Source organism: Macrococcus equipercicus (assembly GCF_004359525.2).
Lineage (GTDB): Bacteria > Bacillota > Bacilli > Staphylococcales > Staphylococcaceae > Macrococcus > Macrococcus equipercicus.
The window spans coordinates 112,511-135,931 of record NZ_SCWC02000004.1 but is presented as its reverse complement, the minus strand read 5'-3'; the positions used below and the strand labels follow the sequence as shown (position 1 = coordinate 135,931).

The following is a 23,421-nucleotide window of genomic DNA, read 5'->3' as shown; positions in this document are numbered from 1 at the left end:
ATGATACAATTTATGACGAGGTGAATGAGATGAACTGGGAGACGATTTTCAAGGATATTAAAGACAAGCATGATTTCACGACGATGGATGATTTTCTGGAGAACGCTTATGCTGTTAAGACCGTTTATCCGGCGCGCAAGAATATATACAACGCCTTCAAGTACACGCCGTTTGATCAGGTCAAGGTCGTCATTCTCGGGCAGGACCCGTATCACGGACCGAATCAGGCGCATGGTCTGGCGTTTTCCGTGAAGAACGGGACGAAGATTCCGCCGTCACTGCGCAATATGTACAAGGAGCTTGAAGCGGATATCGGCTGCACGAGAATAACCGGCGAACTGACCGGGTGGGCAGAAGAAGGTGTGCTGCTGCTGAACACGGTGATGACCGTGGAAGATGGCGCTGCGCATTCCCATAAAGGCATCGGCTGGGAGACGTTCACGAATGAAGTGATCCAGGCAGTGAGCGACTATAAAGCGCATATCGTCTTTATACTGTGGGGGAAACCTGCCCAGTCGAAACGCCCACTGATTGACGAGACGAAGCATCACGTCATCACGAGTGTCCATCCGAGTCCGCTCAGTGCATCACGTGGCTTCTTCGGATCAAAGCCGTACAGCAGGACGAATGACTATCTTAAGGCGCATAACATTCCGCCGATCGACTGGTGTAAGGAGGTATTGATGGATGAATCAGCAGCTGATTAAGCAGATAGAACATGAACTCGCACTTGCGAAGACGGCCGGGTCTCAGGCAGCATTCGAAAAACATATGTATGCCATTCAGACGCTGGCAGCACTTTGTTCAAGCACCGGCAGTCACGAACCGACAGCCATATCGTCTATTAAGACCGATGAGATTTCAGCGGCGGAACTGAAGATGATGGGCGGTACGATTAAAGGAACAACGGCAGTAACAGACGACGGCCATGGTAATGGCGCGTCACTATTTGATTTTTAGGAGGACATTTAAATGAAGACATTTTTAATTATCGGTGCGATTAATGCACTGCTGGCAGTGGCACTTGGTGCGTTCGGTGCGCACGGACTGGAAGGGAAGCTGACGCCGAAATATCTGGGTATCTGGGAGAAGGCAGTGCAGTATCAGATGTACCACGCTCTTGGCCTGCTCGTGCTCGGCGTGCTGTCAGGCACAACATCATTGAACTTGAATGTAGCGGGCTGGCTGATGACCCTCGGCATCATCTTCTTCAGCGGCTCACTGTATGTACTTGCAGTGACACAGATCAAAGTGCTGGGCGCCATCACACCGCTCGGCGGCGTGATGTTTATTGCTGCATGGGTCATGCTCGTCATCGCAGCATGGAAATTATAAAAACCAAGCCGGATGGCTTGGTTTTATTTGTTGTAGCGATTGCTGCTAGAACGTTTATTCAGTTGACGCTGGATGATCGGTAATAAGATTGGGCTTAATCTGATTAAGAGACGAATTAATCTGCTCATAGTTATGCTCCTCATTTCACTAGTATTTATTAACCTATAACCGGAATTCAGCCGGTTTAAACATTACGCCTTCTTCAGCATGAAGTAGAATGGAATGCCGACAAGCACGATGATGATAGAGTAGAATGCGCCGAGGAAGTCACTCTGCAGCGTGCTGACAATGATGAATAATCCGCCGAGTATAGCAACGACCGGGATAATCGGATAGAGCGGCACTGAATAGCTCCTTGTCGCTCCTTTATTGCGCTTACGCAGCAGGAACAGTCCGACGAACGCCATAATATAGAAGACATAAATGACAAAAATACATATTTCTGATAAGTAATCGGCATTGACGATAGACGGCACAGCGAGTGTCAGCAGGACAAGCAGCAATCCTAACACATAGACAATCAGCAGCGCGCCAACTGGTGTTTTCGTTTTCGGGCTGATATAGCTGATAGCTCGTGAGAACGGCAGCAGTTTATCATCTGCCATCGCAAACGGCACGCGCGGGAATGTCATAATCTTACCATTCAGACAGCCGAAAATAGAAATGATGACACCGATGTTCACAAACTTCGACCCTAAGCCGCCGAACAGTACTTTCGCCGCTTCTGCTGAACTCGTATTGCCGAGTCCGACGAGTGTTTCAGCCGGAATGACGTGGAAGACAGCGATATTGATGAAGACGTAGGCCAGTGTTACGACTGATAAGCCGACCAGCATCGCGAGCGGCAAGTTGCGCTTCGCATTTTTCATCTCGCCCGTTAAGTTCGTCAGCATGATCCACCCGTCATAAGCGAACAACGTCGCAAGGACGGCACGGCCGAAATTGATCTGGTCTTTGTCGACGATCAAGTGTGTCACGTCCTGATTGAAAATAGTTGCCTTGCCCCATAGCAGCCCAAAAATGATGATCGCAAATACCGGAATGAGCTTCGCGACAGTAGTGATATTCTGCATCGCACCGCCGAGCGATGTGCCTATCATGTTCATCACGACGATAAATGTCAGGGCAGCGATACCGATCCAGACACCTGTCGACTGGTTAAGATTGAAAAAGTTAGAGACAAGAATACCGAAAAATAATGTCAGTGATGCGATGATGGCAGGGCCGTAAATAACAGTCTGCACCCAGCCTGTCAAAAAGCCGAAGAAGCGGCCGTAGATGTCACGGATATAGGCATATAATCCGCCGGTCTTCGGAATTTGAGCGCCGACTTCTGAAATAGTCAGTCCGGCAGCAAGCGTCAGTATACCTCCAACTACCCATGCCCATATAGCCATATTGCTTGATCCTGCGTGGTTAAGCACGACAGCGGGCTTAACGAAAACTCCCGAGCCGATAATAGTTCCTATGACAATAGTGATGGCTGTCCAAAATCCTATCGTCTGCTGTAATCCTTGCTTATTCTCCATAATTGTTCTCCTTTAATACACTAATTGATTCAAATATAACATGAAGTGTAATACAAGAATATATTTTTTTGAAATAATAAAGCAGCCATTATCCACTGTTATTTCTTAGTGATGAAGTCAAGCAGCTGGCATAAAAGTTTATCTTTTTTACTGAAACGGCTTGATTTCCAGACCATTCTTCATTATGATTGATGAGAATGATTCTCATTCGCGAAGGAGTTTGACATGAAGCTACGTTATTTTATTATTGCGCTCTTTGTTCTGTCGATCATATCCATCTTCATCGGAGTAGTAGAGGTCACGCCGAGAAGCTTGCTGGAGTTATCAGAGAACGACAAAAATATATTATTGAACAGCCGGATTCCGAGAACAGTGTCAATTATTCTCGCCGGTGTCGCTTTGAGTGTCGCAGGTTTGTTGATGCAGCAGCTGACGCGCAACAAGTTCGTGTCGCCGACGACAGCCGGAACGATGGATTTTGCGAAGCTCGGCATTTTGATTGCTATGATCTTTTTTACTGACGCGCATATCCTTATCAAGTTATCGTTTGCTATCGTCAGTGCGATCATCGGAACAATGGTGTTCATGAGTATCGTCAGACGGATCAAGTATAAGGATGCCATCTTCATTCCGCTCGTCGGTCTGATGCTCGGTAACATTGTATCGAGTCTGGCGACGTTTATGGCGCTCCGGTTCAACGCTATGCAGAGTATCGGCAACTTTTTTGTCGGTGATTTCTCGATGATAACGACCGGGCGCTATGAAGTGCTCATCATCATTGTGCCGATGGTCATTCTGATCTATTTCTTTGCCCATCATTTCACGATAGTCGGCATGGGTGAGTCGTTCAGCCGGAACCTTGGTATTTCATACGACAAATTCATGAACATCGGCATCGTCATTGCAGCGATTGTTTCTGCGACAGTTGTCGTGACCATCGGTGTGCTGCCGTTTTTAGGGCTCATCGTGCCTAACATCGTCAACTTGTTCATCGGTGACCATCTGCAAAAGACACTGCCGTTCACTGCACTGCTCGGTGCCATTCTTGTCATGGTCGCCGACATCTTCAGTCGATTGATCATCTTTCCGTATGAAATCCCGATCGGACTGACGCTTGGTATACTCGGCAGTGTGATATTCATGACACTGCTCTTGATAAGGAGAAAAAGCTATGCAGAAAAAATATAATGCTATCATACTGCTCAGCGTCGTCCTTATTATATTGATTGCCTCATTCATCGTCATCCAGCTGAACTTTAATATTCTCGGTTACGTATTGCCTTCACGGCTGAAAAAAGTCGCAGCTATTCTGCTCGTCGGCGCAGCCATCGGTGTATCATCGCTCGTCTTTCAGACATTGACCGAGAACAATCTGCTGACACCGTCAGTCATCGGCCTGGATGCTGTGTATTTATTCATCCAGACCATCCTTATCTTTGTGTTCGGAACATTCAGCGCGTTACTGGCGAATACATATGTGAACTTCTTCATCTCAGTGATTCTGATGATTCTGTTCACGCTCGGCCTGTTCAAACTCGTCTTCAAGAAGAGCGTCTCTGTCTACTTCATCCTGCTCTTCGGGATGGTCATGGGGACATGCTTTCAAAGTCTGTCAAACTTCATGCATATGGTCATGAACCCGGACGATTTTCTGATGCTGCAGGACAGAATGTTCGCGAGCTTCAACACAGTGAATTCACGGCTGCTCGGCATCTGTGCTGTTATTATTCTCATCATGCTCTTCATCATTTATAGAAAGAGTCATGAACTGGATGTGCTGAGCCTCGGTAAAGTGCATGCGATGAATCTCGGCATCGATCTCGATAAGCTGACCCGAGCCCTGCTGCTGGTCGTCGCCGTGCTGGTCAGTGTATCAACAGCACTTGTCGGTCCGATTACATTCCTCGGCATTATTGTCTGTAACGTCACTTATCAGTTCATGAAGACATTTGAACACCGTCTGCTTATTCCAGCGACGATTGCTATCTCAGCGATTACGCTCTTAGTCGGTCAGATGATGACGCAGTATTTATTTGACGGGAATACAGAAATTACAATTATGATCAATTTTGCAGGCGGTCTGTATTTTATCTACTTACTCTTTAAGGAGGGTGCACATGATTAACATCGAACAACTGTCAGTCCATATAGGAAAGAAACCGATATTGAACAATGTGACTACGCGTATTAAAGAAGGTGCCATCACTGCTATCATCGGTCCGAATGGTGCCGGGAAGAGCACGCTGCTGAATGCGGCAACCCGGTTGATTGACACGGATACCGGCACAGTTTATCTGGACGATGAGAACATTATGACAATGAAAAGTGATGCCGTTGCGAAGAAATTAGCTGTACTGAAGCAGAGCAATCATACGAATCTTAAAATTACTGTGAGAGAACTGGTCAACTTCGGGCGTTTCCCTTATACAAAAGGTCGCCTGTCAAAAGCAGACTATGCGATAGTAGACGAGGCGCTGGACTATATGGCACTTACTGATATGCAGGACCGCTATCTGGATGAACTGTCAGGCGGACAGCGTCAGCGTGCCTACATTGCAATGACGCTTGCCCAGGACACGGATTACATTTTCCTGGATGAACCGTTGAACAACCTGGATATGAAGCATTCTGTGCAGATGATGCAGCTGCTTCGCAAGCTCGTCCGTGAAAAACAGAAAACGATTGTCATCGTCATTCATGACATCAACTTTGCGTCATGCTACGCGGACTACATCATCGCCTTAAAAGATGGTGAAGTGCTGCTGGATGGCAGTAAGGACGATGTCATTACTACAGCAGCGCTGAAAGCTGTCTATGACATGGATATTAATATTGAATGTATATTCGGCCAGCAGATCTGCGTCTATTTTGATGATGAGAAAACAGTGGATGAATTTATCGAAGAAGTTCAGCTGGTGTAATCAGCAGTCATTGAAAGGAGTGTTGCCGGGGATTTAGTAGTTGATCGGGCATACTAAGCGGGGAAATCATACAATTATAAAGGAGCAGAAAATGAAGAAATTATCATTAGTGTTATTAACTTTAGTGTTTATCCTGACGCTTGCAGCTTGCGGGAATAAGTCAGCGGAGAAAGAAAAATCATCAACAGCAGGTGCGTCGAAAGAGACAGTGAAGATTAAATCATCTTACCAGGTCATGGGTGAGAAAGAAGACGGCAGCGATGCGAAAAAAGTGACAGAAACTGTTGCAGTACCGAAAAATCCGAAAAAAGTAGCGGTGTTTGATTACGGTGCACTTTCTACAATACAGGAATTTGGTGTGGAAGATCGCGTTGTCGGTCTGCCGAAAGGAGAAGGCAACCGCTCACTGCCTAAGTTCCTTGCGTCATTCAAAGATGACAAATATACGAACTTAGGGACACTAAAAGAACCAAACTTCGAGAAGCTGGCTGAAATAAACCCTGAATTAATTCTTATCTCTGGCCGCCAGGCAAACAGTAAAGTGCTGGATGAAATGAAAAAAGCAGCACCTGACGCGACCATCCTTTATGTTGGTACAGATGATAAAGATTACATTGGCAGTGTGAAAGAAAACACTGAAAACCTCGGCAAAATTTTTAATAAAGAAGACAAAGCGAAGCAGCTCATTCACACGCTGGATATGAAGATCAAAGAAGTGAAGAAATTGACAGCGGCATCAGACGCAAAAGGATTATTCGTGCTGGCGAATGAAGGCGAGCTGTCTGTCTTCGGTAAAGGCGGCCGCTTCGGTTTCATCCATGAAGTGCTTGGCGTCAAAGAAACAGACGACCACATTAAAGCAGAAGGCCATGGTCAGGTCATTAACTTCGAATACTTGAACGACAAAAACCCGGATATTATCTTTGCGATGGATAGAGGCGTCGCAGTCGGCGGTAAGTCATCAAGCAAACAGGCACTGTCAAATGAAGTGATTAAAGATGTGAATGCCGTTAAAGAACATAAGATTATCGAGCTCAATCCGTATCTCTGGTACTTCTCAAGTGGCGGTGCGAAAACAACTGTGCAGCAAATTGAAGAGATTGAAAAAGGCTATAAATAGCATCATCCCGCAAAATACCCCGGTACCTTTAACAGGTACCGGGGTATTTTACAGCACTATACTTCAAACAGCGGCGCAAGATCTTCTGTAGTCAGCAGGTGACCGACGAAGAACTCGCCGAACTCTGCATAACGTGCAGATACTTCATCAAAGCGCATTTCGTAGATCAATTTTTTGAATTGGAGAACGTCGTCTGCGAATAACGTGACGCCCCATTCATGGTCATCAAAGCCGACCGAACCTGTGATGAACTGCTTGACTTTACCGGCATAGCTGCGGCCAATCAAACCGTGTGAACGCATCATGCCTTTACGGGCATCCATATCGAGCATATACCAGTTATCTTCTGGTGTACGGCGTTTGTCCATCGGATAGAAGCAGACATAGGCTGAACGTGGCACTTCAGGGTAAAGGCGTGCTCTCACGTGCGGATTCTGATAAGGATCGTCGTTGGATTCTCCTGCTAAGTAGTTGCTCAGCTCAATGACGGAGACATATGAATACGTCGGGATTAAATAATCTGTGAGTGCGAGTTTGTTGAATTCATTCTCAAGGGCGTTCAAGTCTTTCATTTCAGGGCGCAGAAGCCAGAGCATTAAGTCGGCTTTTTGTCCTGTAATATTGTAAAGGGCATATGAGCCTTCTTTAGCGGCATGGTTGTCGTCCAGCTTAGCGACGAACGCTTTAAGTTCATCGACCATCGCATCCCGGTCTGCCTTGTCCAGCACTTTCAAGCTCGTGAAATCGATTGTGTAGAATAAGTGCAGGCTGTACCAGCCGTCTAGAGTAATTGCTGCTTCGTTCATTTCGTCATCTCTCCTTACGATTTGTCACTTCTAATATACCATAATCCACTGAAAATTCCGCATTCATAGTTTTACAAATTGATGACGTGAAATAATAGGTGAAATGTCATATAATGAATAAGGAAATTAACATAAGAGAAGCATTAGGAGGCTACTATGGCTAATTTATTAGATGTATTAAAAAACAATCTGCAAGGTAAAAACGTGAAGATCGTCTTACCGGAAGGTGACGACGAACGCGTCCTGCAGGCAGCGGTTGAATTGAACAACAGTGATTTCGTGTCACCTGTCGTCTTAGGTAACACGGAAAAAGTGACTGCACTGGCTGACCAGCTGGGTATTGCGATTGACGGTATCGAGCTGCTGGACCCTGCGACAAGCGACCTGCGTGAAGAACTGATTGCTGCCTTTGTTGAACGTCGTAAAGGTAAAGCGACTCAGGAGCAGGCTGAACAGTTGCTGAACGACCCGAACTACTTCGGCACAATGCTCGTCTACACAGGTAAAGCAGCAGGATTAGTATCCGGTGCGGCACACTCAACAGCAGATACGGTCCGCCCGGCACTGCAGATCATCAAAACAAAACCAGGCGTTGCCCGTACGTCAGGCGTCTTCTTCATGATCCGCGGCGATGAGCAGTACGTCATGGGTGACTGTGCGATCAACCCGACACTTGAAGCATCTGACTTAGCAGAAATCGCGATTGAAAGTGCGAAGACAGCTAAAGCGTTCGGTATGGAGCCGAAAGTTGCGATGCTCAGCTTCTCTACTAAAGGGTCGGCAAAAACTGACGAGACAGAGAAAGTCGTTGAAGCGACACGCTTAGCTAACGAAAAATTAGCTGGGGAAACAGAACTTGCAGGAACTGTCATCGATGGCGAATTCCAGTTCGATGCTGCATTCGTTCCTTCAGTGGCAGCAAAAAAAGCGCCGGAATCTTCAATTCAAGGTGATGCGAATGTCTTCGTATTCCCAAGTCTTGAAGCGGGTAACATCGGTTACAAAATTGCGCAGCGCCTAGGCGGATTTGATGCAGTAGGACCGATTCTTCAAGGTTTGAACTCACCAGTCAATGACTTATCACGTGGCTGCTCAACAGAAGATGTTGCTTCTTTAGCGATCATCACAGCAGCGCAAACACTTTAATGAACTTGTTTCATGACGAGTGGCAATATGTTGACCACACGACAGGACTGCAGCCGATGCAGTCCTTCAGTTTTGATGATACATTCTGCCATCTGACCGGCACGCTCGGCTGGCAGAGTGTCGTCAGAACGTGGGTGCATCAGCATGTCGTCATACTCGGGATTCATGATTCACGGCTGCCGCACTTGAAAGACGGCATCAGGTATTTAAATGATGCAGGCTACGGTGCCATCGTCCGTAATTCCGGTGGACTCGGCGTCGTGCTGGACAGCGGCGTCCTCAACATTTCACTCATATTCAACGGCGGCAGAAGTTTCTCGATTGATGCCAGTTACGACTTGATGTATGAACTTGTTAAAGAGATGTTTAAAGACGCGGGCGTTATAGCGGCGAAGGAGATTGCCCACTCCTACTGTCCCGGCAGCTATGACTTAAGCATCGACGGCCGTAAGTTTGCCGGCATCTCGCAGCGCCGCGTCCGCGGTGGCGTCGCCGTGCAGATCTATTTGTGTGTGGAAGGAAGCGGCAGCGCGCGCGCTGAACTGATGCGTGACTTTTATGAGCAGGCGCTGCAGAACGAAGAGACGAAGTTCAGTTATCCTGACATTCATCCTGAAGATATGGCGAGCTTGAGTGAACTGCTGCAAGTAGAACTGACGGTAGAAGACGTCTTGTTCAAATTGCTTGCTGCTCTGAAGTCTCTCGGTGCTGCACTGACTCAGAAAGAGATGACAGATGAGGTATGGTCGTTGTATAATGACTACTTCGACCGGATGATTGAACGTAATGATAAGATGATCAAAAATATGAAGGATGTGAGTAACGATGCGTAATAAATTTCAGATCTGTGACGACTGTCAGGCAGTGAACATTAGAACGCTGCTGCCGAAGCTTCGGAAAATGGATCCAGACGCAGAAGTGGAAATCGCATGTCAATCCTACTGTGGTCCAGGACGAAAGAAAACATTCGCATTTGTTAACAACCGTCCATGTGCGGCATTGACTGAAGATGAGCTGATGGAGAAAGTCGCTAAACGACTCGCACAAAAACGCGACCCTGAAGAGGAAGCAAGACTTGCAGCACGTAACGAAGAACGTAAGCGCCGCCAGGCAGAAATCGATGCTAAGCTGAAAGCGAAACGAATGAAATAATATGAAGACGCACGGCTCTCATGGCCGTGCGTCTTTTACTATCTTGTCAACTGAGCGCTTTTACATTCCTACATACTTCTTTATTGTAAATTTACAGTCGCTTTACATGTGGATGCTATATTTAAGTGGAATATAGACTATGGACTAGGGGTGACAATCTGATGGAGCGTGTCTTGATTACGGGTGCACGTGCACCGATTTCCTATGCAGTTGTACAGCAGCAGGTCGCACTTGGACGCCGCGTGTTTCTGACGGATTCTACCAGCAAGGTCAGCATCAAGAACTCTAAGTTTATCGAACAGTTTATTGTGACGACATCGCCGCGTTTTTCAACTGAAGAATACATCCGCGAGATCAACAATACTGTTAGAAAATATCGCATCGATGTCATTATCCCGTTGAATGAAGAATCGTTCTACTTATCGCTGTACAAGCACCGGCTGCTCGCACCGGTATGGGTCGAAGAGATCACGAAGATGCTGTCTGTCCATAATAAATATAACTTTACGCGGCTGATTGACGCCATGGGCTTTAAAGTGCCGGATACAGCTTATGTGTCAAATCAGGCGGAGCTGACGGATTTTATCGCTGCTTTCCCGGGTGATGACTATATCGTCAAGCAGCCTTACGGACGTTTCGGGCAGTCCGTGCGCAGGCTGACACGTATGGAACTTGAGAACAGCAATTTCATCGAGTTCCCGTTTATGATACAGACATTAATCAAAGGAACAGAGTGGTGTTCCTACTCTGTCGCTCTCGGCGGCCGCACGTTATCGACGTCCCTTTACTTATCCAATGCTCACGAGAGCTATAACTGCTCGACGCATTTCCATTCCCGGAAAAATGACGAGCTGAAGGCGATTATCGAATCGATTATCCGTCAGCTGAACTGGTCCTACCAGATAGCATTTGACGTCATTAAGTGTGACACGACAGGTGACTATTATTTCATTGAATGTAATCCGCGGGCGACGAATGGTGCGCTGTTCATGGAGCCCGCTGTCTGGGACTTAAACGTCTGTGAACCGAAATATGAAGCACGTCAGCTTATTTTCGTCTCATTTTACAACTGGCTGCTGCGGCCGAAGAAGCATAACTTCGACAAGCTGAAGTACGGCAAAGATATTTTCTGGCATCCGAGTGAGAAAGTGATCTTCTTCGAACAGCTGATCAGCGGGGCACAGTGGTGGCTCTCGGCTAAGCAGCAGAAAGTCACAGTCAATAAGATCACGACATACGATATCGAATGGAACGAAGATATCGTGAATCTATAGAAGTTGAGGGCAGCATATGATCTATCACACATTAAACGCGCTGCCGATTGCGCAGCTGACTGATATGCCGGTGGATATTGATTACCTGGCTTATATGATGGCCGGTATCGACAGAGGCATCCGTAATGTCCATGCAGACGTGCAGGTGATGGCGGTCAGCGGCCAGCTTGTCCCGGTCAGCATTAAAGACGGGCGTCATCATGACAGCTGGATCCATTCATTCACCGCACAGTATATCGATGAGATGATCGCAGAAGTGGACCGCATGACGCTGAAGCCCGTTATGAAGCGGTCAGCGTCACTGCTGCTCGGTGCAGGCCGGCTGCTGCTTCGTCTGACGAAAGAGCAGACAGTCACGGTGTTTCCGTCATTTATGTCGACGACGCTCTATACAGACAGCCAGTTTGAGCACGTTGGGCGCATCACTGAAGAGCTGACACGATGTTTTCCGCATCATGCAATCGTCTTTCGGACATTGAACACGGTGCATGACGATAGAGCAATCCTCTGTCTTCAGTCAGCAGGTTATAAACCGCTCATTTCCCGTGCGGTTTATTTGTTCAATCCGAATGAAGCACATTCTAAAAATGAACGTAAAGATCTGAAGAAGGATATTAAGCGCTTCAACAAAAGCGGCTATACAGTGACAGACCAGCTGACGGAAGACGAGTTCAGCCAGCTGCTGCCGCTTTATGAGCAAGTATATCTCGAGAAGTATTCCGTCCATAATCCGCATTACACAGAAGCGTTCTTCAAGTTTCTCTATGATGAGCTCAAGCTGCAATGGTTCATCGTCAAAGATCAGAGCCGCATTATTTCATTTATGGCAGTGCAGCAAGTCGGCGACACGTTGTTTCCGGCTTACTTCGGTATGGACCAGTCGGTGAAAGGCCTGTACTTCATGACGAGCGGCCTGCTGTATCAGTATGCCATCGACAACGGACTTAAAGTCAACAACAGTGCCGGCGCTAAAGATTATAAGCTCGCGCGCGGTTCACGGCCGGCGCTTGAATATCATCTCGTCTATAGCGGCCACTTGACGGGTACACAGAAGCTTGCCTATCAGCTGTTCACTGCAGTCGCGACACCGCTCGGCGCGCTGCTGCTAAAACGACTGCAGTTCAACTAAATATATTTATTTTTCTGACAATAATGCTATAATTAGACTACATATATTTTAGGTGGTGATGACTTGGCAATAGAAACGAAAAGGGCAGTGCTTGCAGATCTGCCGCGTATTGTAGAGATTTATAATTCAACCGTAGCAAGTCGTCAAGTTACTGCCGATACTGAGCCTGTCACTGTAGAAAGTCGGACTGCCTGGTTTAATAACCATTCAGATAAGCGTCCGATTTTTTTGTTTTTACAGGACGGAGAAACAGTCGGCTGGCTCAGCTTTGAGACATTTTACGGCAGGCGGGCCTACAACAAGACAGTTGAAGTCAGTCTTTATTTAGACGAACAGTTCAGAGGGCGCGGCATCGGGCAGCAGGCGGTCGCTATGATGAAGGACATTGCAGCGACGCTTGACATTGAGACGCTGCTTGCCTTTGTATTTTCGCATAATACGCGTGCGCTCAAGCTGTTCGGTCGGAACGGCTTCGAAGAATACGGCAGACTGCCTGATGTAGCGGTAATGGACGGGGATAAGTATTCATTATCGATTCTGGGATTTAAATTAGATTAGGAGAGACAACAATGGTTAAAGTAAGACAAGCAGAACGACACGATATACCGGCAATTAAGAAGACAGCGACAATGGCATGGCACGATGCCTATCAGAACATTATGGCGGCAAACACGATTGTGCAGTTTTTAACAGCAGCATACAGCGATGAGCGCTTGGAGAAAAGACTGAATGACTCACTGTTTCTCGTCGCCGAGGAACAAGGTGAAGTTATCGCTTTTGCGAACTTCATCAACGGCCGTGAACTTTATTTGGCGGCGATCTATGTGATGCCCGGCTACCAGCGTAAAGACGTCGGTACAGCGCTGCTGCAGGAAGGCATCAAGCGCTTTGACGACTACACGGCATTGTTCGTCGAAGTCGCAAGCGACAACCAGGGTGCACGGAATTTCTATCATAAGCACGGCTTTGAACTCGTCAGAGAATATGAGGAAGAGATTTTCGGAGAGAAGATACTGACAGGGCTGCTGGAAAAACGATTGAACTTGGAGTGATGCGAAGTAGATTGCTGTAGTTCATGACGCACATCAGCAGTATGCTGTGCGGAACGTTTCGAGACCTATCTATATGGGGGTCTCCTTTTTTTGTGGTAAACTTTAGTTAACATTCATCTAAGGAGAACGCTATGTCCTATCAATTTCAGAAAATGCCTGAAGAAAAAGTGTTTAAAGATCCTGTACACCGCTACATTCATGTCAGAGATCAATTGATATGGGATTTGATCAAGACGAAGGAATTTCAGCGTCTGCGCCGGATCAAGCAGCTCGGCACGCTCTATTTGTCGTTTCATTCGGCTGAGCACTCGCGCTTCAACCATTCGCTCGGCGTCTATGAAATTGTGCGCCGGATGATTGACGAAGTGTTCCACGGCAGGCCTGAGTGGCATGACGAAGACCGGCCGCTCGCTCTATGCGCGGCACTGCTGCACGACTTAGGTCACGGCCCGTTCTCGCACTGCTTCGAGAAGATCTTCAACACTGACCACGAGGAATACACGCAGGCCATTATTACAGGTGACACAGAAGTGAACGCCGTGCTGTCACGTGTGCACCCGGGGTTCGCAGAAGAAGTGGCGGAAGTCATCAACAAGACGCATCCGAATAAGCTCGTCATCTCGATGATTTCGTCGCAGATTGATGCGGACCGCATGGATTATTTGCAGCGCGATGCCTACTACACAGGCGTCAGTTACGGCAGCTTCGATATGGAGCGCATATTAAGACTGATGCGGCCGACTGAAGATGAAGTGATGATCAAAGAGAGCGGCATGCATGCGGTGGAAGATTATTTGATGAGCCGCTATCAGATGTACTGGCAGGTGTACTTCCATCCGGTCAGCCGCGGCGGCGAAGTGCTGCTGAACCGCTGCTTCAAACGCGTGAAAGTACTGTATGAAGCGGGCTACGACTTCAAAGCGCTGCCGACTTACTTGCTGCCGTTCTTTTCCGGCCGTGTCTCCGTCAAAGACTACTTGCGGCTTGATGAGACAGTTGTCTTCTATTATCTGCAGGAGTGGATGGAAGAAGACGATGCGATTTTAAGTGATTTGTCACGGCGGTTCGTCAACCGGGACTTGTTCAAGTATTTGCCGTTTGACGGCTCGGTCATTACGACCGGTGAGCTGACAGAACTGTTTGAACGTGCCGGCATTGACCCGGAATACTACTTTGTCTCTGACTCGTTCAGCGACCTGCCATATGACTATGACCGGCCGGGCTCGAATAACAACCGCAAGCCGATACATCTGTTGACCCGCTCCGGCCGCGTTAAGGAAATCAGCACGCAGTCGGTCATCATCAGCAGTATTACCGGCGTGAACCGCATGGACTATAAGCTGTATTATCCGAAAGAACTGATCCTCGGCATTGAAGACCTCGAAGTCCGGGGCGCCATCATTAATCTGCTGAATGAATTGAACTAGGAGTGATAAGATGAGTAATTTTCAATTCAATATTATAAAAAACGACCCGCTGGATGGTCATAAAGGGACGAACATCGGTGCCATCAGTCTCGACAACGTCGCACCTGTCTTCATCGATGTGCTGGAACAGCGTGCCTTCATCGATATCGGTGCGATGCACGCAAGAAGTGAAGTCGAAAAACGCGTCAAGTGGATTGATGACGAAGAAGCAGTGAAAGGTGACGCGGCAAAGCCGTACTGGCTCGTCTGGGTGACGACAGAACGCGGTAAGGACGGCCCTTATTACGCCGGCGTGACCGCCTGCTATATGCTCGTCAACAAAGAGAAGAAGCGCGCCTTCAAACGCATGCATGAACATGTCAATATGATGGACAAATCGATGAAGCACCACGTTATTGTTGACCATATCGGTGATGGCAATAAGCGTGTGCTTGCAGATTTCCTGAAAAATCATAACGCTGAGATGTGGGAGCATTCAGCAGACACACTTAAAGAACAACTTTTTGTGTCATAATTGTGAACATATTTTCGCTGCCTTGTATTTTAAAGGTGGTAGAAGTAAAATGACGGTAGCTATAAAAATAGCTAGGACACTAAAGAAAGCAGGTCTCTGTACCTGCTTTCTTTAATTTTTGCTATAATAAAATACAGGTGATAATTATGAAAGTCTGGGTCACAACAGAACAGAAGCTGAAGCAGAATAATGAAGTGATGAAGTATCATAACGAGGTAGAAGGAACACTGACAAAGCGCCGCGTTCCTTATGTCTCATATACAGAAATGCTGGACGGTGAACCGATTGATGTGCGCGTCAAGATGGACCCCGCGGGCATCCGCATTTCAAGGCGCGGTGCTGTGAAGATGGATTTTCTGTTCGTCTACGGTGAAACGACGCAGAACGTCTATACGACGCCTGCCGGACGCACTGTGATGGATGTGACAACGACCAGACTCGATTATAAGGCATTGTCTACAGGCGGTCGGCTGATCATTCATTACAAGCTGAGTGAGCGGGGCGAGGACCTCGGACAATTCAAATATCAATTAGACTATAAGGAGAGCGCTATATGAATATCGTCAACCAGTTAAAGGACACTTTAATAGAAGAAATCAAGGCGGCTATTATTAAGGCGGAATTAGTGACTGAAGTTCCTGAAATCAAGATTGAAGTACCGAAAGATACAGCTAATGGAGACTATGCGACGAACATCGCCATGGTGCTGACGAAGCTTGCGAAGCGCAATCCGCGTGACATAGCAGCGGCTATCATTGATCACCTGGATACATCAAAAGCACATGTCGAAAAACTGGATATCGCAGGCCCGGGTTTCATCAACTTTTACATGGATAACAGCTATTTGACAGATATCATTAAAGAGGCGCTCACAAAAGGTGCGGCGTTCGGCCATCATCCGGGCGACCGCAGCGAACACGTGCTGCTGGAATACGTTTCAGCGAATCCGACAGGCGACCTGCATATCGGTCACGCCCGTAATGCCGCAGTCGGCGATACGCTCGCCAATATTTTAGCGGCGGCAGGCTATAGTGTGACGCGTGAATATTACATCAATGATGCCGGTAAACAGATTGAGAATCTCGCGTATTCGATTGAAGCGCGTTATTTGCAGGCGCTTGGCCGGGAAGCGGCACTGCCGGAAGACGGCTACCACGGTAAAGATATCATTGCGATCGGTGAAGACATCGCGAACAACGAGCCGGGTTATGCGTCTCTTACTAAAGAAGAACGCATTAAAGCCTTCCGCAAGCTCGGCCTTGACTATGAGATGAAGAAATTAAAGCAGGACTTAGCAGATTTCAACGTGCACTTTGACAACTGGTTCAGTGAAACATCATTGTACGAATCAGGTGCCATCAAGCGTGCGCTTGAGACGATGACGGCGAACGGCTATACGTTCACGGCAGAAGACGCGACGTGGCTGCGCACGACAGATTTCGGTGATGACAAAGACCGCGTGCTGATCAAGAATGACGGCACGTATACGTACTTCCTGCCGGACATCGCGTATCACTACGACAAAATCAAGCGCGGCAACGATGTGCTGATCAACTTATTCGGTGCCGACCACCACGGTTACATCCCGCGTCTCAAAGCATCTCTTGAGACGTTAGGTGTTTCTTCAAGCCGCCTCGAAGTGCAGGTGATGCAGATGGTACGCCTGCTGCAGGACGGCCGGGAAGTGAAGATGAGCAAACGGACAGGAAATGCCATCACGCTGCGTGACATTATGGACGAAGTCGGTGTCGATGCAGCCCGTTACTTCTTGACGATGCGCAGCCCGGATACACACTTTGACTTTGACATGGAACTCGCAAAAAGTCAGTCAAGCGACAACCCGGTATACTACGCGCAGTATGCACACGCGCGTATATGCTCCATCATCCGTGCGGCAGCTGAGCAGGGCATTACAGTCGATGCGGCCGCTGACTTATCACTTATTACGAATGACAAAGCGTTTGAACTGCTGAAACGTGTCGCTGACTTCGAAAGCACGATCGACAGCGCAGCGGAATACCGTGCACCGCACCGCATGACGAATTATATTCAGGACTTAGCAAGTCATTTCCATAAATTTTATAACGCAGAGAAAGTACTGACAGATGACCTTGAGAAATCAAAGGCACATATCGCCCTGATTGAGGCCGTCAGAATCACCCTGCATAACGCACTTGCATTAATCGGCGTCACTGCGCCCGAACGGATGTAATAATTTAGCCCGGAACATCATCTCTTCAGGGAGAAGAATGGTGTTCCGGGCTTTTTTGCATCATAACTCCGGGACTTGTGATGCAATTCCGGTTTTTTGCATCATAACTCCGGGACTTGTGATACAATTCCGGTTTTTTGCATCATAACTCCGGGACTTGTGATACAATTCCGGTTTTTTGCATCATAACTTTGACACTTGTGATGCAATTTCTTTCTTCTTCGCTATAATGAAGAAAAAGGAGGTCGTTATGAAAAAACTACTGTTAATTATTTTATTAGTCCTGACCGGATGTCAGCACGCTGCTGCGCCGACAACCAAAAAATCTATGCGTATTATTAGTCTCATGCCGAGCAATACGGAAATACTATACCGCCTCGGCCTCGACCGGAATATTGTCGGTGTGTCGACGGTCGATGACTATCCGAAAGATGTCGCGACTAAACAACAGTTCGATAGTTTCAACTTAAATAAGGAGGCGCTGCTTAAAGCACAGCCGACACTGATTGTCGCGCATGAATCCGCGAAAGCCGCAGAGGAGAAAATTTTATCAGCGCTGCAACAAAAGGGCATCAAAGTCATATACGTCAAAGATGCGACGAGTCTCACAGAAATTGATGACACATTCATGCAGATTGCGAAAGCGACAGACCGCGTTAAAGAAGGCAGACAACTGTCGGCGGAAGTCAACAAGGAGATCAAAGAAGTCAGCAGGAAATATCCAGCGGCAGCCGGCAGCCGTGTCTTTATGGAAGTATCCGGGGAACCTGAAATATATACCGGCGGCCGCGGGACGCTGTTCGACGATATGCTGACGACGCTGCATGCAACAAATGTCTTCCATGATATAGAAGGCTGGCAGCCGGTATCAAAAGAAGCAATCGTCCGCAAAAATCCTGACATCTTAATCACAACAAGCGGTCAGCAGGAAGCGGATTACAGAAAAACCGTCGACGGCCGCGGCGGGTTCCGCCAAGTTACAGCGGTCAAGAAATCGCGTGTCTATGCATTGAATGATGACCTGCTGTCACGCCCGGGTCCAAGAATTGCGAAAGGACTGGAAGCACTTGCGGCAGTACTCGCTGATAAGTAAAGCTGTCCTGCTCACACTGCTCGTCGCAGTGGCGGCGCTCCAGCTGTTGATCACACCAAACGGACCCGCGTTGCCTCATGGACTCGTCGAGCGGGCCATTCTGCTGGATATCCGGCTGCCGAGGCTGCTGCTCGGACTGCTGGCAGGTTTTATACTCGCTGTGACCGGCATGGTGTTCCAGACTATCTTCAATAACCGGCTTGCGGATTCTTTTTCGCTCGGTCTGGCAAGCGGCGCAAGCTTTGGCAGTGCTGTCGCGGTCGTCTTCGGCCTCTATAGTTTGACTGCCTTATCGAGCATTGCATTCAGCGTGCTGACGCTGCTGCTTGTTATACTGCTGACCCACCAGTTGTTCCAGGGCCATCAGCAGACCGGGATGGTGCTGTTCGGCATGTTTATCAACTTCTTTTTCTCGAGTGCCTTGTACGGGCTCGTGCTGCTTAAGCCGGCCGAGTCCCGCTCGCTGCTCAATTATTTATTCGGCAGTGTCGGCGCTGCGGAATGGCATGACATTATCGTGCTGACGCCGGTCACTGTGCTATGTACAAGCTGGCTGCTCTACAACGCCCGTGCTGTTGCCATCGTCTCGACCGGCGATACGATGGCAACAGGCCTCGGTATCAGCACGACGACATTCGTCTACAGTGTGCTTGCCGTCGCGTCAATCATGACAGCCGTGCTGATCAGCATGGCAGGGATTATCGGCTTCGTCGGCCTGCTCGTCCCGCAGCTGTGGCGTGTGCCCGACTGCTTCTCAGTGAGGCTCATCTGGACAGGGCTCGCCGGCAGTGTTACAGTCATTCTCTCGGATTTCCTGGGAAATGTTATACTGGCTCCCGTGCAAATACCGGTCAGCATCATTCTGGCATTTCTCGGGCTGCCGCTCTTACTCGTCATCACCATCCGGACTATTAAAACATCAACTATCAAAACTGAATAAAGTGAGGAACCATCCATGGAAACAATATACCGTTATAGCAAAGGCAGCTGGGAAAAATTTTTTATTGAGGCAGAGCAGATAAAGCCGCACGCGCAGTCGTGGACGGCCCGATTCGCTGACCTCGAGAGCTTTGACCGGAACATCGTGAAAATTGATTCAGAAGAAGATTTCAGTGATATGTGGGGTTACTACGTCTACTATCAGAGCCTCGAGGAGGAGCATGACAATCAGGCGTTTAAGTTTTACTTGTCAGCAGAAGAACTGATACTGATCAATCTTGATGTCGCCCGGCTGATGAACACGACCGACGAAGAACTGCTCGTCGATTACAGCAGACGGTCACCGATCGATAACTTCATGGTCATCTTAAAGCATGCGACGTCGACATATATGGCACAGATTGACCGTTTTGAAGATGTGCTGCATGACATACTGTGGGAAGTCAAGGAGCGGAACAACATCAATATTATGGACGCCGTCGCCAAAGCAGACCACCAGCTGCTGCTCTGCAAGACGCAGGTCGTGACGATCACTGAAATCTTCATGGTCGTTCAGGAAGCGTTCTGCAGCGAGCTGCAGGATAACAAATACTTCAACCAGCTGAAGCTGCGCTTAGAGCGGGCGAAATTTCTGATCGACTCCTACGAGCAGGAGATTGATGCGCTGCTTGACTTTGAAAACTTGGTCTCATCATACCGGGGCAATGAGATTTCAAAGACACTCACGGTCTTCACAACACTGTTCGCTCCAGCGACCGTGCTCGGAGCGATATGGGGGATGAACTTCAAAAATATGCCGGAGCTTGACTGGAAGTACGGCTATTTGATTGCGCTCTTGTCCATTATGGCTGTGACGCTTGCTGTTTACTTCTACTTGAAAGGCAAAGGCTGGACGGGCGACCTGCTGGACACTAAGAAAAGAAGGAAATTTTTCTAGTGCATGAGCCACTGATGCAGTGCCGCGATATGGAGCGCGTTGGAAAAACGGCCGTCAGCGATTGCCTGCTCGATTTCGCGGAGCGTCATGAGCTGAATGGTGATGTGTTCGAATGGCTCAGGTGACGGCGTGCTCGTCTGTCTTGCTTCTGGAATATGGACGGTCGTACAGCGATTGGTCATAAAAGCAGGGTTTGCATGCATGGCACCGATAATTTGACCGTCCCCGCTGTAGCCTGTCTCTTCCTGCAGTTCGCGTACGGCCGCTGCAATGACGTCTTCGCCGGGCAGGGTGACGCCGCCCGGAAATTCGAGCACATCGGCTTCGATGCCGATGCGAAACTGTGATTCCACGATGAACCGGCCGGCCGTCTCAGCGATAATCGTGACCCAGTCAGGCGCGTCCACCTGGTAGAAAGTGCCCATCTGATGATTGAGTTCAAGCTCAACAGTATGGACTTTAAATATGCGGTAGTCATGGCTTGCAAGCTGTTTTTTATGCATGGCTTCTCTTCCTTTCTGCGGGCGTTCTGTTACTATTTTAGCAAAACGGGTAAAAGAATAAAAAATTGGAGGAGTTACCAATGCTGAATGCCGTTTTATTTGATCTGGATGGAACGCTGCTCGACCGCGACAAATCACTCAAAATGTTTCTGGAAGACCAGTACGAGCGTTATCGTGAATATATGGTGAATGTCCAGCGTGCTGACTTCATCAATTATTTCATAGACTTTGATAACCATGGCTACGTGCCGAAAACAGCAGTATACGATCAGTTATTCGCCGCTCTCGACATCAGTTATATTAAGCCGTCTGACCTGCTGCGTGATTTCGACGATAAATACCCGCATTTTGCTTACAGCTATGACGATACACTGGAAACACTTCGCCGGCTGCAGGCGCGGGGTTATAAGCTCGGTATCATCACTAACGGCTCAACAAAGCATCAGACGATGATCATTGATGTGCTCGGACTGGAAACGCTCGTCACCGGCTTTGTCATTTCAGAGGAAGTCGGCTACCGAAAACCGTCGCCCCGGATTTTTGAGGTGATGCTTGACCAGTTAGGTGAGCGTGCAGAAGACTGTATGTTCGTCGGCGACCATCCTGATAATGACGTCCGGGCGAGCCGGGAACTCGGGATGATTCCGGTCTTCAAGGACAACGGCTACTTCGAGCGGCCGTCCGGTTACTGCATCACCCGGTTGACGGAGCTGCTTGATATAGTGGAAGAACTGCATGCAAACAGCTGATTACAGCAAGATGAAGGAGATGATTCAATGGATTCTAAGCTTCATGTTACAGAGCCGGTCACAGCGGCCGGCGGCGTGTTCGAACGCATCAACGTGGAAGCGAGGGCAGATTTGACGTCTAGCGTCGAGACGAATGAACTGACGCTCGGCACGGCTGGTGACTTGTTCATTGAAGGGCGGCTGAATGCACCGTACATCAGCAATAAAGGGATACTTGACGTCATGGATACTATTGAGACTGAAGCGCTGTCCAATCATCAAGACGCCGTTGTCAAAGCAGGCGACCAAGTCAACGCCCGTACTATCGATAATGACGGTACGCTTGACTTCGGCCGCAGCCTGCGGGCAGACACACTGCACGCATCAGGAACCGTGACTGCAGGCTTTGCCGCAGTGACCACATTCCAGTCTTCCGGCAAGCTCACAATTGACCAGCTGAGCGGGGATGATGTCCATATTAAAGCGGCACTTAACAGCACAGTCAACTTCATCAATGCGGCACATGTCACTGTCAAAGCACAGCGCGAAGCACTGCTCTTTAAAGACGATGATGCGCGACTTGTCGTCAAAGAGATAGCAGGGAACGATATTGTCATTGAAAATGTCGTGGCCGACCTTGTGCGTGGTGACCGGGTCAGTATCGGGCAGAACTGCATAATCAAAGTCGTTGAATATACGGAGAGTTATCAGCTGGATGACTCTTCTGACGTTTATGAACTCGGAAAGATATCAAGAGATTAGGAGAAAATTATGAATATAGTGATTAGCGAGAAAGATACGGCCATCTATTACGAACTGTCGGGAAGGGGTTATCCGCTTGTCCTCCTCCACGGACAGTATATGAATTCAACGATGTTTGATACATTTGACCAGGAGTTCGGTGAGGATTATCAGCTCATCAAAATCGATTTACGAGGTCACGGTTATTCTGATAAGCCGCTGCATATTAACCTTGATGACTATATTTCAGATGTATTGTCAGTGCTTGATGAACTTTACGTCAAAAAAGCGCATTTTCTAGGCTACGGACTCGGCGGCATGGTGGCACAAGCCATCGCTATCCGCTACCCCCACCTTGTGCAGCGGCTCGTGCTGGTCAGCGTCGGTAACGAACCGTTCAATGATTCAGAGGAGCGGTTCCACCTGGAGTTTGCCAACTTGCTGCGGACGATGAAGCAGAAGGATCAGGATAAGCTGCTGGCTCAGTACATGTACCATGACCGGAAGACAGTTGAACGCTGGAAGCGCCGGCTGAAGGATACGGAGACTACAATGACAAACCTCGAGCGGAAAGCCGTCAACTATTCAACAGAGGATGTCGATCTGCTCAGTCAGTCGCATTTAATTAGTGCACCAGCGCTTGTTGTCAGCGGTGAGCATGACCATATCATCCGTCCGGATCACGGCCGGACATTGAGTGAAAAGATTCCGAACGCTACTTACATGCTGTTTGAAAACAGCGGTCATGCACCGATGATCGAAGAAAAAGACCGTTTCGTCCAGAACGTTAAAATATTTTTAGCACCTGAGCTGGACATTTAATTCCATATTATTTCTATTACAGTGATTAATGATTTACAATC

At 48.1% G+C, this 23,421-nt stretch carries 27 protein-coding genes; 24 read left to right on the top strand and 3 right to left on the bottom strand.

The window, feature by feature from the left end; genetic code table 11:
- The first annotated feature begins 29 nt into the window (after positions 1-29).
- The 3 genes from ERX35_RS07265 to ERX35_RS07255 are packed head-to-tail and all read left to right on the top strand — an operon-like array spanning position 30 to position 1,335.
- Positions 30-707, top strand: coding sequence for a uracil-DNA glycosylase (locus ERX35_RS07265; RefSeq protein WP_149459260.1), 678 nt, complete (start codon positions 30-32; stop codon positions 705-707).
- The gene (locus ERX35_RS07260) at positions 688-960 is read left to right on the top strand and encodes a DUF5327 family protein (protein WP_149459259.1); all 273 of its coding nucleotides are present in this window, start codon (positions 688-690) and stop codon (positions 958-960) included. The genes ERX35_RS07265 and ERX35_RS07260 overlap by 20 nt, the downstream gene beginning before the upstream one ends.
- 12 nt (positions 961-972) lie before the next feature.
- Positions 973-1,335 carry a DUF423 domain-containing protein gene (locus ERX35_RS07255; RefSeq protein WP_149459258.1) on the top strand — a complete coding sequence of 121 codons (363 nt, stop codon included), beginning with the start codon at positions 973-975 and terminating at the stop codon, positions 1,333-1,335.
- A gap of 191 nt (positions 1,336-1,526) precedes the next feature.
- Here ERX35_RS07255 and ERX35_RS07250 read toward each other — a convergent pair whose 3' ends face one another.
- Positions 1,527-2,867 carry an APC family permease gene (locus ERX35_RS07250; protein ID WP_425463263.1) on the bottom strand — a complete coding sequence of 447 codons (1,341 nt, stop codon included), beginning with the start codon at positions 2,865-2,867 and terminating at the stop codon, positions 1,527-1,529.
- 222 nt (positions 2,868-3,089) lie between these two features.
- On the opposite strand from ERX35_RS07250, the gene ERX35_RS07245 reads away from it, so the two are divergent.
- The 4 genes from ERX35_RS07245 (at position 3,090) to ERX35_RS07230 (ending at position 6,905) form a co-directional block, all read left to right on the top strand.
- On the top strand, positions 3,090-4,052 hold the full coding sequence (locus tag ERX35_RS07245) for an ABC transporter permease (RefSeq protein ID WP_149459256.1): 963 nt from the start codon (positions 3,090-3,092) through the stop codon (positions 4,050-4,052).
- Complete coding sequence (locus ERX35_RS07240) at positions 4,036-4,989, top strand: iron chelate uptake ABC transporter family permease subunit (protein ID WP_149459255.1); 954 nt, start codon at positions 4,036-4,038, stop codon at positions 4,987-4,989. Before ERX35_RS07245 ends, ERX35_RS07240 begins: the two co-directional genes overlap by 17 nt.
- The gene (locus ERX35_RS07235; protein WP_149459254.1) at positions 4,982-5,785 is read left to right on the top strand and encodes an iron ABC transporter ATP-binding protein; all 804 of its coding nucleotides are present in this window, start codon (positions 4,982-4,984) and stop codon (positions 5,783-5,785) included. The genes ERX35_RS07240 and ERX35_RS07235 overlap by 8 nt, the downstream gene beginning before the upstream one ends.
- A gap of 91 nt (positions 5,786-5,876) precedes the next feature.
- Complete coding sequence (locus tag ERX35_RS07230; RefSeq protein ID WP_149459253.1) at positions 5,877-6,905, top strand: ferrated catecholamine ABC transporter substrate-binding lipoprotein SstD; 1,029 nt, start codon at positions 5,877-5,879, stop codon at positions 6,903-6,905.
- A 56-nt stretch (positions 6,906-6,961) separates the two neighbouring features.
- On the opposite strand, the gene hemQ is transcribed toward ERX35_RS07230, so the two are convergent.
- Positions 6,962-7,711, bottom strand: a complete 750-nt coding sequence (gene hemQ, locus ERX35_RS07225) for a hydrogen peroxide-dependent heme synthase (protein ID WP_149459252.1) — start codon at positions 7,709-7,711, stop codon at positions 6,962-6,964.
- 156 nt (positions 7,712-7,867) lie between these two features.
- Here hemQ and pta point away from each other — a divergent pair, with 156 nt between their 5' ends.
- The 14 genes from pta (at position 7,868) to ERX35_RS07155 (ending at position 20,586) form a co-directional block, all read left to right on the top strand.
- Positions 7,868-8,857, top strand: a complete 990-nt coding sequence (gene pta / locus ERX35_RS07220; protein WP_149459251.1) for a phosphate acetyltransferase — start codon at positions 7,868-7,870, stop codon at positions 8,855-8,857.
- Positions 8,857-9,690, top strand: a complete 834-nt coding sequence (locus ERX35_RS07215; protein ID WP_149459250.1) for a lipoate--protein ligase family protein — start codon at positions 8,857-8,859, stop codon at positions 9,688-9,690. Before pta ends, ERX35_RS07215 begins: the two co-directional genes overlap by 1 nt.
- Positions 9,683-10,009 carry a YuzB family protein gene (locus ERX35_RS07210; RefSeq protein ID WP_149459249.1) on the top strand — a complete coding sequence of 109 codons (327 nt, stop codon included), beginning with the start codon at positions 9,683-9,685 and terminating at the stop codon, positions 10,007-10,009. Before ERX35_RS07215 ends, ERX35_RS07210 begins: the two co-directional genes overlap by 8 nt.
- A 161-nt stretch (positions 10,010-10,170) precedes the next feature.
- Entirely contained in the window at positions 10,171-11,283 is a 1,113-nt protein-coding gene (locus ERX35_RS07205; RefSeq protein WP_149459248.1) for an ATP-grasp domain-containing protein, read from the top strand.
- A gap of 16 nt (positions 11,284-11,299) precedes the next feature.
- Entirely contained in the window at positions 11,300-12,412 is a 1,113-nt protein-coding gene (locus ERX35_RS07200) for a peptidogalycan biosysnthesis protein (protein ID WP_149459247.1), read from the top strand.
- A 69-nt stretch (positions 12,413-12,481) separates the two neighbouring features.
- Positions 12,482-12,970, top strand: a complete 489-nt coding sequence (locus ERX35_RS07195) for a GNAT family N-acetyltransferase (protein WP_425463262.1) — start codon at positions 12,482-12,484, stop codon at positions 12,968-12,970.
- An 11-nt stretch (positions 12,971-12,981) separates the two neighbouring features.
- Positions 12,982-13,464 carry a GNAT family N-acetyltransferase gene (locus tag ERX35_RS07190; RefSeq protein ID WP_149459245.1) on the top strand — a complete coding sequence of 161 codons (483 nt, stop codon included), beginning with the start codon at positions 12,982-12,984 and terminating at the stop codon, positions 13,462-13,464.
- A gap of 131 nt (positions 13,465-13,595) precedes the next feature.
- Entirely contained in the window at positions 13,596-14,891 is a 1,296-nt protein-coding gene (locus tag ERX35_RS07185) for an HD domain-containing protein (RefSeq protein ID WP_149459244.1), read from the top strand.
- Between the two features lie 10 nt (positions 14,892-14,901).
- Positions 14,902-15,405, top strand: a complete 504-nt coding sequence (locus ERX35_RS07180) for a YwhD family protein (protein ID WP_149459243.1) — start codon at positions 14,902-14,904, stop codon at positions 15,403-15,405.
- A gap of 146 nt (positions 15,406-15,551) precedes the next feature.
- The gene (locus ERX35_RS07175; protein ID WP_149459242.1) at positions 15,552-15,962 is read left to right on the top strand and encodes a YwiB family protein; all 411 of its coding nucleotides are present in this window, start codon (positions 15,552-15,554) and stop codon (positions 15,960-15,962) included.
- Positions 15,959-17,617: an arginine--tRNA ligase gene (gene argS / locus ERX35_RS07170; protein WP_149459241.1), complete on the top strand. Its 1,659-nt coding sequence runs from the start codon at positions 15,959-15,961 to the stop codon at positions 17,615-17,617. The genes ERX35_RS07175 and argS overlap by 4 nt, the downstream gene beginning before the upstream one ends.
- Positions 17,618-17,867: 250 nt before the next feature.
- Positions 17,868-18,710 carry an ABC transporter substrate-binding protein gene (locus ERX35_RS07165; RefSeq protein ID WP_246143139.1) on the top strand — a complete coding sequence of 281 codons (843 nt, stop codon included), beginning with the start codon at positions 17,868-17,870 and terminating at the stop codon, positions 18,708-18,710.
- Positions 18,664-19,650 (top strand): FecCD family ABC transporter permease, encoded by a 987-nt coding sequence (locus ERX35_RS07160; RefSeq protein ID WP_170234575.1) that lies wholly within the window; start codon positions 18,664-18,666, stop codon positions 19,648-19,650. The genes ERX35_RS07165 and ERX35_RS07160 overlap by 47 nt, the downstream gene beginning before the upstream one ends.
- A gap of 15 nt (positions 19,651-19,665) precedes the next feature.
- Positions 19,666-20,586 (top strand): magnesium transporter CorA family protein, encoded by a 921-nt coding sequence (locus ERX35_RS07155; RefSeq protein ID WP_149459238.1) that lies wholly within the window; start codon positions 19,666-19,668, stop codon positions 20,584-20,586.
- Here ERX35_RS07155 and ERX35_RS07150 read toward each other — a convergent pair.
- The gene (locus tag ERX35_RS07150; protein ID WP_149459237.1) at positions 20,583-21,089 is read right to left on the bottom strand and encodes an NUDIX hydrolase; all 507 of its coding nucleotides are present in this window, start codon (positions 21,087-21,089) and stop codon (positions 20,583-20,585) included. The genes ERX35_RS07155 and ERX35_RS07150 overlap by 4 nt on opposite strands.
- A gap of 80 nt (positions 21,090-21,169) precedes the next feature.
- On the opposite strand from ERX35_RS07150, the gene ERX35_RS07145 reads away from it, so the two are divergent.
- Genes ERX35_RS07145 through ERX35_RS07135 form a run of 3 tightly spaced genes read left to right on the top strand, consistent with a single transcriptional unit; the run spans position 21,170 to position 23,380 of the window.
- The gene (locus tag ERX35_RS07145) at positions 21,170-21,838 is read left to right on the top strand and encodes an HAD family hydrolase (RefSeq protein ID WP_149459236.1); all 669 of its coding nucleotides are present in this window, start codon (positions 21,170-21,172) and stop codon (positions 21,836-21,838) included.
- 27 nt (positions 21,839-21,865) lie between these two features.
- A complete protein-coding gene (locus tag ERX35_RS07140) occupies positions 21,866-22,579 on the top strand; it encodes a hypothetical protein (RefSeq protein WP_149459235.1) in 714 nt (237 codons plus the stop codon).
- A 9-nt stretch (positions 22,580-22,588) separates the two neighbouring features.
- Positions 22,589-23,380 carry an alpha/beta fold hydrolase gene (locus ERX35_RS07135; protein WP_149459234.1) on the top strand — a complete coding sequence of 264 codons (792 nt, stop codon included), beginning with the start codon at positions 22,589-22,591 and terminating at the stop codon, positions 23,378-23,380.
- Positions 23,381-23,421 lie beyond the last annotated feature (41 nt).